General features: G+C 71.3%; 14 protein-coding genes. 12 read left to right on the top strand and 2 right to left on the bottom strand.

The features are described 5' to 3' along the window. The first annotated feature begins 28 nt into the window (after positions 1-28). The 7 genes from ACIQAC_RS22960 (at position 29) to ACIQAC_RS22930 (ending at position 5931) form a co-directional block, all read left to right on the top strand. A complete protein-coding gene (locus tag ACIQAC_RS22960) occupies positions 29-259 on the top strand; it encodes a biotin/lipoyl-containing protein (RefSeq protein ID WP_402193745.1) in 231 nt (76 codons plus the stop codon). 58 nt (positions 260-317) lie between these two features. Next, positions 318-1322, top strand: a complete 1005-nt coding sequence (locus ACIQAC_RS22955) for an alpha-ketoacid dehydrogenase subunit beta (RefSeq protein WP_402193743.1) — start codon at positions 318-320, stop codon at positions 1320-1322. A 35-nt stretch (positions 1323-1357) separates the two neighbouring features. Continuing rightward, entirely contained in the window at positions 1358-2776 is a 1419-nt protein-coding gene (locus ACIQAC_RS22950) for an SRPBCC family protein (protein WP_402193741.1), read from the top strand. 14 nt (positions 2777-2790) lie between these two features. Beyond that, a complete protein-coding gene (locus tag ACIQAC_RS22945) occupies positions 2791-3165 on the top strand; it encodes a 2Fe-2S iron-sulfur cluster-binding protein (RefSeq protein WP_402193740.1) in 375 nt (124 codons plus the stop codon). Positions 3166-3246: 81 nt separating this feature from the next. Then, entirely contained in the window at positions 3247-4035 is a 789-nt protein-coding gene (locus ACIQAC_RS22940) for a 2-oxo acid dehydrogenase subunit E2 (protein WP_402193739.1), read from the top strand. A gap of 11 nt (positions 4036-4046) precedes the next feature. Beyond that, complete coding sequence (locus tag ACIQAC_RS22935; protein ID WP_402193737.1) at positions 4047-5012, top strand: thiamine pyrophosphate-dependent dehydrogenase E1 component subunit alpha; 966 nt, start codon at positions 4047-4049, stop codon at positions 5010-5012. 124 nt (positions 5013-5136) lie between these two features. Then, the gene (locus ACIQAC_RS22930; RefSeq protein WP_402193735.1) at positions 5137-5931 is read left to right on the top strand and encodes an IclR family transcriptional regulator; all 795 of its coding nucleotides are present in this window, start codon (positions 5137-5139) and stop codon (positions 5929-5931) included. Between the two features lie 16 nt (positions 5932-5947). On the opposite strand, the gene ACIQAC_RS22925 is transcribed toward ACIQAC_RS22930, so the two are convergent. Next, a complete protein-coding gene (locus tag ACIQAC_RS22925) occupies positions 5948-6874 on the bottom strand; it encodes an SDR family NAD(P)-dependent oxidoreductase (RefSeq protein WP_402193734.1) in 927 nt (308 codons plus the stop codon). A 230-nt stretch (positions 6875-7104) separates the two neighbouring features. Between ACIQAC_RS22925 and ACIQAC_RS22920 the strand changes: the two genes are divergently transcribed. The 5 genes from ACIQAC_RS22920 (at position 7105) to ACIQAC_RS22900 (ending at position 12796) form a co-directional block, all read left to right on the top strand. Then, on the top strand, positions 7105-8304 hold the full coding sequence (locus ACIQAC_RS22920; protein ID WP_402193733.1) for a cytochrome P450: 1200 nt from the start codon (positions 7105-7107) through the stop codon (positions 8302-8304). A 35-nt stretch (positions 8305-8339) separates the two neighbouring features. Continuing rightward, a complete protein-coding gene (locus ACIQAC_RS22915) occupies positions 8340-8537 on the top strand; it encodes a ferredoxin (RefSeq protein WP_402193731.1) in 198 nt (65 codons plus the stop codon). 8 nt (positions 8538-8545) lie between these two features. Beyond that, positions 8546-9790 (top strand): NAD(P)/FAD-dependent oxidoreductase, encoded by a 1245-nt coding sequence (locus ACIQAC_RS22910; RefSeq protein ID WP_402193948.1) that lies wholly within the window; start codon positions 8546-8548, stop codon positions 9788-9790. A 112-nt stretch (positions 9791-9902) separates the two neighbouring features. Beyond that, a complete protein-coding gene (locus tag ACIQAC_RS22905; RefSeq protein WP_402193729.1) occupies positions 9903-10880 on the top strand; it encodes a helix-turn-helix domain-containing protein in 978 nt (325 codons plus the stop codon). A 38-nt stretch (positions 10881-10918) separates the two neighbouring features. After that, on the top strand, positions 10919-12796 hold the full coding sequence (locus ACIQAC_RS22900; RefSeq protein ID WP_402193727.1) for an amidohydrolase: 1878 nt from the start codon (positions 10919-10921) through the stop codon (positions 12794-12796). Between the two features lie 234 nt (positions 12797-13030). Here the strand turns inward: ACIQAC_RS22900 and ACIQAC_RS22895 are convergent, their stop codons facing one another. Next, complete coding sequence (locus tag ACIQAC_RS22895; RefSeq protein ID WP_402193726.1) at positions 13031-13393, bottom strand: STAS domain-containing protein; 363 nt, start codon at positions 13391-13393, stop codon at positions 13031-13033. Positions 13394-13490: the final 97 nt, after the last annotated feature.

The raw sequence follows: 13490 nt of genomic DNA, 5'->3' as shown, positions 1-13490 counted from the left end.
TTTGGAAAGCTGCGGAAAGGAGTCACGCGTGGCTTCGCCGATCAATGTCCCGAAACTCGGCTGGACGATGGAGGAGGGCATCCTCTCCGCCTGGCTGGCCGAGGACGGCGCGACCGTGGCCGAGGGCGATCCGCTCTACGTCCTGGAGAACGACAAGGTCGAGAACGAGATCCCGGCCCCCGCCGGCGGAGTGCTGCGCCAGAGCGGTGTGGTGGGCGAGACCTACGCCGTCGGCACCGAGATCGGCCGGATCGAGTGACCCGCGGCGCCCCGGGCACTGCCGCCCCACGACCCACCCCGACCCGTGGAGGTCAGCGATGAGCGACCCCGTCCGCCAGGACATCAACTTCGTCAAGGCCGTCAACCTCGCCATGCACGACGCGCTGGAGGCCGATCCCGCGGTGTTCCTCATGGGCGAGGACATCGCCGACCCCGAGGACGGCGGTATCTGGAAGGCCACCGCCGGACTGTCGACGAAGTTCGGCACCCACCGGGTGCGTTCGACGCCGATCGCCGAAGAGGGCTTCGTCGCGGCGGGGATCGGGGCGGCGCAGGCCGGACTGCGGCCCGTCGTCGAGGTGATGCTCATGGGGTTCATCACCCTGGCCATGGACCCGATCCACAACACGGCTGCCAAGTGGCGCTACATGACCGCCGGCCGGAGTTCCGTCCCGATCACCATCAGGACCCTCGCCGGCGCCGGCAGCGGTGTCGGCGCCCAGCACTGCGACCAGCTCGAAGGATGGTTCGCCGCCAGTCCCGGCCTCAAGGTCGTCCAGCCGTCCAACCCCGTCGAGGCCTACGGCCTCCTCACGGCCTCCATCTTCGACGACGACCCCGTCGTCTTCGTCGAGCAGTCCAGCCTCACCGCCCGCCCCGTGCGGATGCCGGCCCCCGCGCCGGGCACACGCATCCCCCTCGGCCGCGCCCACGTGGCCCGCACCGGCACGGACGTCAGTGTCATCGGCTACGGCGCCCAGATCGCCGACGCCCTCGGCGTGGCGGAGAGACTCGCCGCCGAGGGCCTGTCCGTCGAGGTCGTGGACCTGCGCACCGTGGCCCCGTTCGACGCCGAGACCGTCCTGGCCTCCGTGGCGAAGACACGCAGGGCGGTCGTCGTCCACGAGGCCCGCACCACCTTCGGCCCCTCGGCCGAGATTGCCGCGCAGATCTACCACGAGCTGTACGGCGAACTCGCCGCCCCGGTCGAACGGGTCGGCGCCCCGTTCACCCCCGTCCCGGCGAGCCGGCCCCTGGAGGCCGCCTTCATGGTCGACGCCGACGACATCGAGGCCGCCGTCCGCCGCGTCGCGGCCCTGTGACCGCCCACCATCCGCACCGCAGGAGGAGAACGACGATGACGACGTATTCCCCGCGCACCGAACAGGCACCCCCGTACACCGAGTCCGCGACGATCCCCAAGGACCGCTACATATCCGCGGAGTGGCTCGCCGCGGAGTACGAGCGGCTGTGGCCCAGGGTCTGGCAGATGGCGTGCCGCCTGGAGCAGATCCCCGAGCCGGGCGACTTCCACGAGTACACCGTCGGCCGCCGCTCCATCCTCGTCGTACGCGAGAGCGAGAGCGCGATCCGGGCGTTCCACAACGCCTGCCCGCATCGCGGCACCCGTATCTGCGCGGGCACCGGAAGCACCGGCGACGAACTGCGCTGCCCCTTCCACGGCTGGGGCTGGAACCTCGACGGATCCGTCCTGGAGGTGCCCGACGCCGACGACTTCGCCCCCGGCACCCTGAGCCGGGCGGACATCTCCCTCACCCCGGTGCACACGGGCCTGTGGGGTGGCTTCGTCTTCGTGAACCCGTCCCCGGACCCCGAACCGCTGCTGGACTTCCTCGGACCCGTCGCAGCGGGCCTCGCCCCCTTCGAGCCGGACCGCATGCGGCTGGTCCGCCACCGCACCACCGTCATGGACTGCAACTGGAAGGTCGGGCTTGCGGCCTTCAACGAGGCGTACCACATCGAGGCGACCCACGTGTGGGACCTCAGCGGCTACGCGAGCGGCACCCGCCCGGCCTCCGGCGGCCCGGCCGGCACCCCCGCGCCCCCGGCGGAGCGCCCCCGGGTCCGCGACGGACAGGGGCGCACCCCGGGCTCGTACCAGTTCCACTACGAGACGTACGACACCCACAACCTCATGCGCAACGTGCCCGAACTGCTCGACGGCAGCCCCCGTCTCGGCGAGCTGGGCGATCCCCGCAAGGCCGCCCTCGGCATGCTCCGCAGCAGCCAGTCGATCGGCCTCTCCCACCAGGACGACGTCGACTACGTGGAGGCCCTCGACGACGTGCCCGCCGACGTGCCCTCCGTACGGTTCCTGACCGACGTCCGCCGCGCGTCGGCGGCCCTGCGGGGCGTGGACTTCGGACACATCCCGGACGAGGACATGATCGCGGCCATCGACTACTGCCTCTACCCCAACATGGTCGGGCCGATCAGCGCGGGCAACTGGATCCTGTTCCGGTTCAGGCCCAACGGCGACGACCCCGACACCTGCCTCTTCGACGTGATGTTCCTGCACCGCTTCGGCGATGACGAGCAGGTCCCCGCGGTCCGGCACGAGTTCTACCCGACCTGGGAGGACCACGACGGCTGGGGCGAGGTGATCGGGCAGGACCTGTCGAACATGGGCCATGTACAGGCGGGCCTGCACCAGAGCTCGTTCACCGCGCTGCGGCTGAACCGCCAGGAGGCCGGGGTGCGCAACTTCGAGCGCTTCGTCGACCGGCACATGTCCGGCGAACCGGCCGCGGGCTGAGACCGGGGCCCACGATGACCGCCCCCGAGGACAACGAGGTCGGGGCACACGTCGTCCGTGTGCTCCCGCTGGATCTCCCTCTCGCCGTACGGCCCGACGAGACCCTGATGGCGGCGGCGCAGCGGCACGGCTACGCCTGGCCCACCCGGTGCCGCGGCCAGGCCCTGTGTACGGCATGCCTGTTCGAGGCGTACGGCCCGGAGGACGACTTCACTCCGCCGGGGCCCGCCGAGACGCAGGCTCTGGAGACGCTGAAGGCGTTTCGCGACCGACGCGAGGGCCGCGTCCGACTCGGCTGCCAGGCCCGGCCGCTCTGTGACACCACCGTCTTCAAACGCGGGGTGCGAACCGAGACCGAGCCGCGTCGCCCGCACCCGCCCTTCATCTGACCCGCCGGACACCACATGGTCGCGCGGCCCGCCGGTCCAGCGGCCCTCCGAGCACCGACCCACCACCCCAGGAGGCCCACGATGTCCTCGCCCGACGAGGTCATCCTCGTCCCGCACCCCACCGTCCGCCGGCGGGCGGCCCGCCACCTGCTCGCCGCCAGCAACGGCGTCGCCCACGCGCACGCCCTGGTGGACGTCGACTACGGAGCCGTCGACGCCGTCCGGGGCCGGCGCGGTCCCGCGTGGCGCGAGGAGCACGGACACGGCCTCGGCTGTCTGCCCTTCGTGGCCAGAGCGGTTCTGCTCGCCGTCGAGGCGTACCCGAGACTCACCGCGCGGTTCACCGACGAGGGACTGGAACTGCGGCGCACGGTGGGCCTGGGCATCGCCGTCGACCTGGATTTCGAGGGGCTGGTCGTCCCCGTGATCCAGGACGCGGGGCGAGCCGGCGTGCCCGAACTCGCCCGGAGCATCCACACGTTGGCCGCCCGGGCCCGCTCGGGGCAACTGACCGGTGCCGACGTGTCCGGCGGCACCTTCACCCTCTCCAACCCCGGCCCGTTCGGGGCGCGTCAGACGCTGCCCATCGTCAACGCGCCCCAGGTCGCCATCATCACGGTCGACGCCGTCGCACCGCGCCCGGTCGCCGTACCCGACGGCCGCGGCGGACACACCGTGGTCGTACGGCCCGTCGGCAACCTCACCCTCGCCTGGGACCACCGGGCGTTCGACGGCGCCTACGCGGCCCGTGCCCTCGGAGCGGTCCGCGAGGCCCTCGAAACCCACGCCTGGGACGCCGAGTTCCCGGTCGCCCCCGGTCCGCACACCACCGCCCGACCAAACGGGCACCGACGATCCGAGCACCGATGAACGGAGCACCGATGAACCCCACCCCCGAGCATCTGGTCGACGTCTACCGCGTCTCCGTCTTCGCCAAGGAACTCGACGAGAAGGTCCAGCGGCTCCTCATGAGCGGCACGATCAACACCACCTGGTTCTCATGGCGGGGATCCGAACTGCTCGGCGCCGTCATCGGCCGGTCGATGCGGCCGGAGGACCGGATGGTCGCCTACTACCGCGACGGCATGTCGATGATGGCCAAGGGATTCCCGCCCGAACTGCTCTTCGCCGAAGCGCTCGGCAAGGCGACCGGTCCCGCGCGCGGCAGGTCGGGATGGGTCCACGCAGTCCACGCCGAGTCCGGCGTCATCATGAACTCGGGTGTCGTGGGCGGCCAGTTGCCGGTCGCCGCCGGCTGGGCGCTCGCCTCCCAGCTGAGCGGAGACGGCCGGGTGACGGTGTGCAACTTCGGGGACGGCGCCGCCAACGAGGGCGCCTTCCACGAGGCCCTCACCCTCGCCTCGCTGTGGCAGCTGCCCGTCGTCTACGTGTGCCACAACAACCTCTACGCCGAGCACACCCGGTTCAGCACCACCTCGCCCGTGGAGCACGTCGTCGACCGGGCCGTCGCCTACGGCGTCCCCGCCAAGCTCGTCGACGGCGACGACGTGGTCACCGTCTGGAACACGATGACCGAGGCGCTCGACCGGGCCCGCTCGGGTGGCGGACCGACCCTGGTGGAGGCCATGACGTACCGGTTCCGGGGCCACACCCGGTACGACACGATGGCCTACATCGACCCGGCCGAGGTCGCGGACCGGCGCGGCGCCGACCCCGTGACGCGCTTCCGGGACCGGCTCCTGGCGGAGGGGCACGCCACCGAGGACACCCTCGCCGAGATCGACGTACAGGCGCTCAAGGACGTCGAGGCCGCCTGGGAGTTCGCCGACCAGAGCCCCTACCCCGACGTGGCGGAACTCCACGCCGACGTCCTCGCGGCGGGCTGAGGCAGACGCGGGCCGGGGCCACCACGCCCCGGCCCGCACCCGGCCCGCACCCGGACACGCGGGTGCGGTCGCCGTCCGACAGTGCGATCCGCAGGCGCCTCGCGAGAGGCGGAAGGACCGACCCATGCACGTGTATCCAGTGAACCGGCTCCCAGCGGGGCGGCCGACCAATGAACCCGCCGTCACCGGGACGCAGAGTGTCTACCGCGCTCTGTCGATCCTCCAGGCCTTCTCCGGCCGGCGGCCGACCCTGACGGGTGCGGAGGTCGCCGCCCGGTTCGGCTACTCGGTGCCCACCGCCCACCGGCTGCTCCGCGCGCTGGAGGCCGAGGGGTTCCTCGTCTTCGACCGGCGACGCCGGGCCTACCGCCCGGGACCGGAGATCCTGCGGCTGTCCGGGGTGATGCTCCAGCAGGACGCAGTCGTGGCCCGGACCCGGGCGAGTCAGCAGCGGCTGCGGGCGCTCACCGGGGAGACCGTGGCGCTGTTCTGGCGGCTGGGCAACCAGGCCACCTGCGTCCAGGAGACACCCGGTCCGTCCGCGACCCGGGTCCAGGTCGGGGTGGGCGCGGAGTTCCCGCTCAGCCGGGGCGCCGCCGGCAAGGCGCTGCTGCTGTCCCTGGACGAGAGGCGCGTCAGGGAACTCCTCACCGAACCGGACGTGCCCGCCCCGCGGCACGGTGTCGAGGCCCTGCTCGCCGACCTCGCCATCGGGCGCGAGCGGGGGTACGTCGTGAGCGAGGGCGAGACCATCGAGGGCGTGGTGTCGGTCGCCGCGCCGCTGGCCTGGATCCACGGGGGCCTCGCCGCGTACAGCGTCATCGCGCCCGCCGCCCGCTTCGGCGCCCGGGAACGGGACGCGACCGCCGCGGCCCTGCTGGCCGAGATGGCCCGGCTGCGCGCGGTGCTGGGTATGTGAGCGAGCTCGGTACGGCCTAGGCGGGTGTTCCGGCGGCGATCCATGCGGCGTAGAGCTCCATCCAGCTCGTGGTGTCCGTGAGGACGTGGTGGCCCGCGGTCTCCCTGATCGCCTCCCAGTGTTCGGCCAGCACCTCGGGGGTGACGGCGGTGTCGGGGTGGACGTATCCGGTGGTCTCCGCGGTGAACAGGCGTGCCTGCCGGCGCCCGCCGCTCACCACTGTCTCGCCGGTGACGGCGCACGACTCGTGGGACAGGAGGGCGACCACCGGTGAGACCAGGGCCGGGTCGGCACCGTCCAGCACCCCCTCCCCGGAGGTTCCGTCGTCGTTGCCCCCGGCGATCCGGGTGGCGGCCACGGGGGCCACGCCGTTGACCGTGATACCCAGCTTGCGGCCGGCCTGGGCGAGCGCGCCGACCAGGGCGTGCACCCCGCCCTTGGCCGTGCCGTACGCGATGAGCGAGTCCGCGCCCAGCACGGCGTGCGAGCCGGTCAGCACAACCCGGCCGTAGCCCGCGGCCACCAGGTGCGGCCAACTGGCGCGAGTCACGTTGAAACTGCCGCCCACGTGGACGGTGAAGTGCCGGCGCAGCTCCGCCAGGGTCACGTCGGGGAACGCGTCGGGCACCACGATTCCGGCGTTGTTCACCACGACGTCAAGGCGCCCGTACGTCCCGATGGCGGTCGCCACCACGTGTTCGGCGCCCTCGGTGGTGGCGATGTCCGAACCGTCGGCGACCGCTTCGCCGCCTGCCGCCCGGATCTCCGCCGCCACCCGCTCGGCGGGACCGGGGTCCTGCCCCTCGCCGGTAGGGCTGCCTCCGAGGTCGTTGACGACAACGCGCGCTCCGCGGGCGCCGAGCAGGAGGGCGTGGGCCCGGCCGAGCCCGCGACCGGCACCGGTCACGATCGCGACCCGGCCGTCGAAACGCAGGGATTCCATGGGAACTCCAATCCGGGTGGTGAACACAAACCACGTAAGCGAATGCAAGAGGAATTGAATGCGACGCACAAGCCCTTTGGCGGAACTGTCTCTTCCTGTGATCGGAGCACCTTTCGAATCACATGGTGACTCGTTTTTACCTGATCCCGAAGCACTGGCGAAAGCGGCGTTCGAGGCGGTGTTAGCGTCTGAAAGGAGAAGTTGCTCGGAGTCTTTTTCGGAGGGTCACCATGTCTTATCAGGAGAGTTCTTCCCTCGCCCTTTCCATGGAGCGTGATCCGGTGTGCCCGCTCGACCCCCCGCCGCCCTACGCGCGTCTGCGGAAGGAGGCGCCGGTGTCCCGGGTCACGCTCTGGGGCGGTAAGCAGTCCGCGTGGCTGGTGACGCGCTGGGAGGACGCCCGCACCCTGCTGACCTCGCCGGGGGTGAGTGTCGACCGCGGCCACGCCAACTTCCCCGGCAACAGTGCCCAGGAGATGCCGCCAGGATTCTTCGTCGGCCAGGACGACCCCCTCCACACGGTGTTCCGCACCGCTCTGACACGGGAGTTCATGGTCAAGCGGGTCGAGGCGCTGCGAGGTCCGACGCGGCAGATCCTCGCCGGGCTGCTCGACGGACTGGAGGCGCGCGGCGGGCCGGTCGACTTCGTGGAGGAGGTCGCGCTCCCGCTGCCGTCACTGGTGATCTGCGCACTGCTCGGTGTCCCGTACGGCGACCACTCCTTCTTCCAGGAGCACTCGCGCACCCTCATCGACATCACGGTCTCCGACGAGGAGAAGGTCGCGGCGCACATCGCGCTGGGCGACTACCTGGAGGAGATGGTCCGGGACCGGCTGCGGAACCCGAAGGACGACCTCGTGGGCCGGCTCGCCGTGCACACGGAGAGCGGCACCTTCTCGGTGCGCGACGCCGCCGACGTGGGGGCGTTCCTGCTGTTCGCCGGCCACGAGACCACGGCCAACATGATCGGCCTCGGGGTCCTGGCGCTGCTCGACCACCCGGAGCAGCGCGAGCGGCTCTACCAGGGGCAGACGGAACTCGCCAACGCCGTCGAGGAGTTGCTGCGCTTCCTGAGCATCGCCCACGTCGGACTGAGCCGGGTCGTCACCCAGGACGTACGCCTCGGTGACGTGACCATACCCGCGGGTGACGGCGTGGTGATCATGCTCAACTCGGCCAACCGCGACGAGGACGTCTTCCCCGGCGGCGACGCGCTCGACCTGATGCGCGTCAACGCGCGCCAGCACGTGGCCTTCGGCTACGGCGTCCACCAGTGCCTGGGCCAGCCGCTGGCGCGGATGGAGCTCCAGATGACGCTGCCGGAGGTGTTCCGGCGCCTGCCCGGGCTGCGCGTCGCCCCGGGCGAGAAGGTCGAGTTCAAGGACGACTCGGCCGCCTACGGCGCCCGCCACATGCCCGTCACCTGGTGACCACCCCGGATATCGCGACACGGAAGAGAACCCTCATGCACGTGGAAGTGGACGTCCCCCGATGCGTCGCGTCGGGCCAGTGTGTCCTCATCGCCCCCGACGTCTTCGACCAGCGCGACGAGGACGGGAAAGTGGTGCTCCTGACGGCCGAGCCCGGCCCCGACGCCCACGCGGGGGTGCACGAGTCCGCCCTGGTCTGCCCCGCCGCTGCGATCAGGGTGGACGAGACGTGAACGGCCCCATCGACCGGATCGTGGTCGTGGGCGCCTCGGCCGCCGGGCTCGCCACCGCCGGGGCACTGAGGCGGTTCGGGTACGGCGGCGAACTCACACTCGTCGGTGACGAACCGCATCTGCCGTACGACCGCCCACCGCTGTCCAAGGCGTTCCTGAGCGCCCGACTCCCGGCGGAACGACTTCTGTTGAAGTCCCCGGCCGACCTCGACGCACTCGGACTGACCCTGCGGGTGGGCCGGCCGGCCGTCGCCCTGGACCAGGACCACCGGGAGGTCGTCCTGGCCGACGACCGCATCCCGTACGACGTGCTCGTGATCGCGACCGGAGTGCGCCCCCGCCGGCCGTTCTTCGCCGACGGCCCGAGCGGCCCCCTGGGGGGCGTCCATGTCCTGCGTACGCTCGACGACGCCCGCACTCTGCGGGACGAACTGGCGCCGGGCCGCCGACTGGTCGTGGTCGGCGCCGGGTTCCTCGGGTCGGAGATCGCGGCGACGGCAAGGGGCCTGGGCACGGACGTCACCCTGGTCGAGGCCGAGGCGACGCCGCTCGCCAGGACCGTGGGTCCGGAAGTGGGCGGCGCGCTCACCGCCGCGCACCTCGCCCACGGCGTCGACGTACGCACCGGGGTCACCGTGGAGCGGTTGCGGGGAGCCGCCGGACGGGTCGTCGGAGTGGACCTGTCCGACGGCACGGCGCTCGACGCGGACGACGTGGTCGTGGCGGTCGGATCACGTCCGAACACGGAGTGGCTCCAGGGCAGCGGGCTGACCCTGGACGACGGTGTGGTGTGCGACGCGTCCGGCCGGGCCGGACGGAACATCCACGCTGCGGGGGACGTAGCCCGTTTCGACCACCCGCTGTTCGGCACCCGGCTGCGGATCGAGCACCGGACCAACGCCACCTCGCAGGGGCTGGCAGTGGCCCGGGACATCCTGCGGTCCGACGATCCCGGGGCGTTCGCCTCGGTGCCGTATTTCTGGTCCGACCAGTACGACTTCTCGGTCCAGGCCTACGGTCATCTGCCCGGCCACGACAGCGTCACCGTGGTGGAGGGCGACCTGGAGAGCGGGCGTTTCCTCGCCACGTACTGGAAGGACGGGCGGATCGTGGGCGCGCTGGCCATGGGGATGCCGCCCAGGCAATTGCGCCCGTGGCGCGAAGCCGTCGCGGGCGGCACGGCCTCCGGCGACCGGGACCTCCCGGGAGCGTCGTCGCCCGGGGGCAGGCAGTCGGCCGTGGCTCGGGAGTAGAGAGTCGGACGTGGCCCGGGACCGGTGGGTCGGCCGTAGCCTGGGACCGTAGGACACGTGCCCGAGCGGCCGCGGCGGCCAGTATGCTCCAGGCGCGCCGAAGGGAGGTGTGATGGACGAGACCGCCCGGGTCACCCTGCGGTTGCCGGCCCAGGAACGGCTGCGCGTCTGGCACAACATCGCCTCCCAGAACGCGACCGAGCTGCACATCGCCGCCGGCCCCGACTTCCGGGCAGCCGCTCACCGGATGAACATCGGCGACCTCCGCGTCGTCCGGTTCCGCCTCTCCGCCCACGAGGCGGTCCGCACCCCCGCACTGGCGGCGGGAGAAGGCCCCCGCCCCTTCAGCGTTCGGGTGCAGCTCGCCGGCACAAGCCGCTTCGAACAGGGCGGTCGCGAGGCGACGGTCGGACCGGGCGACGTGGTCCTGTCGGACGCGGCGAGCCCGTTCGCCACCTCCAACACCGACGACGTGCACTTCGTGACCCTGCTGATTCCCGACGGAGTGCGCGTCCCCGGCGACCGTGACGGGCTCGCCGAACTGACCGCGACCCGACTGCCCGCGGGACAGCCCGGAGTGGACCTGATCGGCTCACTGCTGCGCAGCGTGGCGCGCTCGCACGGGAGGATGCCTCCCGGGAGCCGGGGCCATGTGGAGCGCACCCTGCTGAACGCGGTCGAGGCACTGCTGAGCGAGCAGCGCGGCCACTCCTCCGTCAGCGGCTCCGACGTCACGCGTGTGCGGGCGCATCACCACATCGAGCGCAACCTGCGTGATCCGGAACTGACTCCGGCCATGGTGGCCGCGGCGCTCGGTGTCTCGGTGCGCTCCCTCCACCAGTGCTTCGAGAACTCGGGGACAACCGTCGCCGCCCATATCCGGGACAGCAGGCTCGACCGCGCCCGCACCGACCTGATGAACCCCGCGCTCGCGACCCTCACGGTCTCGGCGGTCGCCCACCGCTGGGGATTCGTCGACCGCTCCCACTTCAGCCGCGCATTCAGCAGCAGGTTCGGGGTGAGCCCCGCGTCCGTGCGCGCAGAGTCACCCGGGGGTGCAGGGAAAGTCACCACCCCTGTCCAGAGGTAGTGGAAGTTTGCACTACCCACTGAGACAAGGTGACAGCCATGACTGAGACTTCAGCCGCGGACGAGCAGCACATTCCCAGCGGCGTGCGGCGGCGCAGCGTCCTCAAGGGCGCCGTCGTCGGAACGGCCGCCACATCGGCCGCGGTAGCCCTCCCCACGCTCGCGCACGCCGCCACCCCGGTCGCCGCAGCCGCGGGCGACCACGCCGACCTGATCCTGTACCGGGGGAAGCTGCTTACACTCGACCCCGGCGCCCCCTTGGCGACTGCGATCGCCGTCACGGGCAACCGCATCGTGGCCGTGGGGACGGAGCGGGACGTCATGCGGCTGCGCGGTCCCGCGACCGAGGTGGTCGACCTGGACGGTCGTACGGCCATACCAGGCCTCAACGACTCCCACACCCATCTGCTCCGGGGCGGGCTGAACTTCATGATGGAGCTGCGCTGGGACGGTCTGACCAGCCTGGCGGAGGCCCTGCGACGGCTGAAGTCGCAGGCCGCGCGCACACCCCCGCCCCAGTGGGTGCGCGTGGTGGGCGGCTGGTCCCGGGACCAGTTCACCGAGCGCAGACTGCCCACCCTGGAGGAGATCAACAAGGCGACCGGTGACACGCCCGCACTCGTCCTCTTCCAGTACTCCATGGCCTTCATCAACCGCGCCGGCCTGCGGGTCCTCGGCTTCGACCGCACCACACCCGACCCGCCCGGCGGCGCGATCGAGCACGACGCCCAGGGCAATCCCACCGGTGTGCTCTTCGCCAAGCCCGATCCGCGGATCCTCTACGGAACCATCGGACGGCTGCCGCGCCTGTCCTTCACGGACCAGCTCAACAGCACGCAGCAGTTCATGCGCGAGGTCAACCGGTTCGGCATCACCAGTGTCATGGACGCGGGCGGCGGCGGGCAGGCCTACCCGTCCGACTACGGCGTCGTCCAGGACCTGCACGGCCGCGGCCTCCTGACGACGCGGCTGGCGGCGAGCATCTTCCCGCAGACCCCGGGCGCGGAGTACCCGGAGCTGGAGCGCTGGACGCGTGAACTCGCCGTCGACAACGGCGACGACGTCTTCCGCATCCACGGCCCCGGCGAGACCCTCGTGTGGAACGGCGTCGACTTCGACAACTTCCTCGAACCGATCCCCGTCTTTCCGCCGGAGATGGAGGCCGACCTCGACCGGGTCGTCCGGAACACGGTTCAGCGGGGTTGGCCCTTCCGCTACCACGCCAGCTACGACCAGTCGATCGACCGGTTCCTCGGCGTCATGCAGACGATCAACCGGGACGTGCCGGTCGGCGGGGTGCGCTGGATCCTCGACCACGCGGAGACCATCAGCGCCCGCAACATCGACCGGGTCGCCGCACTGGGCGGCGGGATCGCCGTACAGCACCAGATGGCGTTCCAGGGCGACATCTTCCGCGAGCACTACGGCGACCGGGTCGCCCGGCGCAGCCCTCCGGTCGGCGAGATGCTGCGCGCCGGCGTACACGTGGGCATGGGCACCGACGCGACCCGGGTCGCCAGTTACAACCCCTGGGTCGGGCTCTGGTGGCTCGTCACCGGCCGCACGCTGGCCGGGACGCGGATGCGTGCCGCGGAGAACAACGTCGACCGGCTCACCGCGCTGAAGCTGTACACCCAGGGCAGCGCATGGCTGGAGAGCCGCGAGGAGGACAAAGGCACGCTGGCCGCGGGGCGGCTGGCGGACATCGCCGTACTGTCCGACGACTACCTGAAGGTTCCGGTGGACCGCATCAAGGAGATCGAGTCGGTCCTGACCGTCATGAACGGAAAGATCGTCTACGCCGCCGGGGCGTACGGGAAGCTGGCCCCCGCGCCACTGCCGATCAGCCCCGACTGGTCACCGGTGGGGCGGTTCGGGGGCTATCCGCGTTCCGGCGGCACCGGACATCTCTGCTGACACGCCCGCGGCACTTCAACCGTCAGGCGCCGCTTGACCCTGCCGCCAACGGCAGGGTTGCACGATCACCGGCATGAACAGCACCGCCCTCAATGAACGGATCGCCGCCCAGACCGAGGCCCGCGACCGGCTGGAAGCCGCGTTGCGACAGGCAACCGGTGGCCGTGTCCGCCCAGTTGCCTGAACGCCCGCGAAGAGCGGCGCCGGCTCCCGCCGTGCGGTCCACGCGGCGGCCTACGAGGAGGCCGCGGCGAGCGCCGCTTCGACGCTGGGGTGTATGGGCGTTGTCAGCGACAGACCCGTGATCTCCAGAAGTCGGTGTACCTGCTCGGTGGGTGCCGCGAGGTGCAGGTCGCCGGAGGCGTTGCGGGCTTCGCGGCCGGCCTTGATCAGCACGTTCAGGCCGGAGGAGTCCATGAACCGCAGCTCGGACAGATCGACGACGAGGTGGTTGCGACCGTGCAGGAACTGGTTCGCGACGTGGTGGTGGAGCGAGGTGGAGGTCTCGATGTCCAGCTCACCACCGATCTTCACCACGGCGGTTCGGTCGTCGTGGACGACGACGTCGATGTCAAGATTCGACTCCGTGTGGGACATTGTGCGACCTCTTTCCGCGAGCGCTGCCGTACCCGTTTGTTGCTGTCCGGCAAATGTTAGCTTGCCTCCTGATCCCGGGGTCGACGTGGTCCCGCCG

The organism is Streptomyces sp. NPDC088387 (assembly GCF_044753385.1).
Lineage (GTDB): Bacteria > Actinomycetota > Actinomycetes > Streptomycetales > Streptomycetaceae > Streptomyces.
Note: the sequence above shows the minus strand (reverse complement) of the source record. Positions and strands in the feature narration are given on the sequence as shown.

Coding starts and splice junctions, on each gene's coding strand:
- ACIQAC_RS22925 (WP_402193734.1), bottom strand. CDS start 6,874: ATGGAATCCCTGCGTTTCGACGGCCGGGTCGCGATCGTGACCGGTGCC.
- ACIQAC_RS22930 (WP_402193735.1), top strand. CDS start 5,137: ATGCACGTGTATCCAGTGAACCGGCTCCCAGCGGGGCGGCCGACCAAT.
- ACIQAC_RS22935 (WP_402193737.1), top strand. CDS start 4,047: ATGAACCCCACCCCCGAGCATCTGGTCGACGTCTACCGCGTCTCCGTC.
- ACIQAC_RS22945 (WP_402193740.1), top strand. CDS start 2,791: ATGACCGCCCCCGAGGACAACGAGGTCGGGGCACACGTCGTCCGTGTG.
- ACIQAC_RS22900 (WP_402193727.1), top strand. CDS start 10,919: ATGACTGAGACTTCAGCCGCGGACGAGCAGCACATTCCCAGCGGCGTG.
- ACIQAC_RS22915 (WP_402193731.1), top strand. CDS start 8,340: ATGCACGTGGAAGTGGACGTCCCCCGATGCGTCGCGTCGGGCCAGTGT.
- ACIQAC_RS22955 (WP_402193743.1), top strand. CDS start 318: ATGAGCGACCCCGTCCGCCAGGACATCAACTTCGTCAAGGCCGTCAAC.
- ACIQAC_RS22920 (WP_402193733.1), top strand. CDS start 7,105: ATGTCTTATCAGGAGAGTTCTTCCCTCGCCCTTTCCATGGAGCGTGAT.
- ACIQAC_RS22905 (WP_402193729.1), top strand. CDS start 9,903: ATGGACGAGACCGCCCGGGTCACCCTGCGGTTGCCGGCCCAGGAACGG.
- ACIQAC_RS22895 (WP_402193726.1), bottom strand. CDS start 13,393: ATGTCCCACACGGAGTCGAATCTTGACATCGACGTCGTCGTCCACGAC.
- ACIQAC_RS22940 (WP_402193739.1), top strand. CDS start 3,247: ATGTCCTCGCCCGACGAGGTCATCCTCGTCCCGCACCCCACCGTCCGC.
- ACIQAC_RS22950 (WP_402193741.1), top strand. CDS start 1,358: ATGACGACGTATTCCCCGCGCACCGAACAGGCACCCCCGTACACCGAG.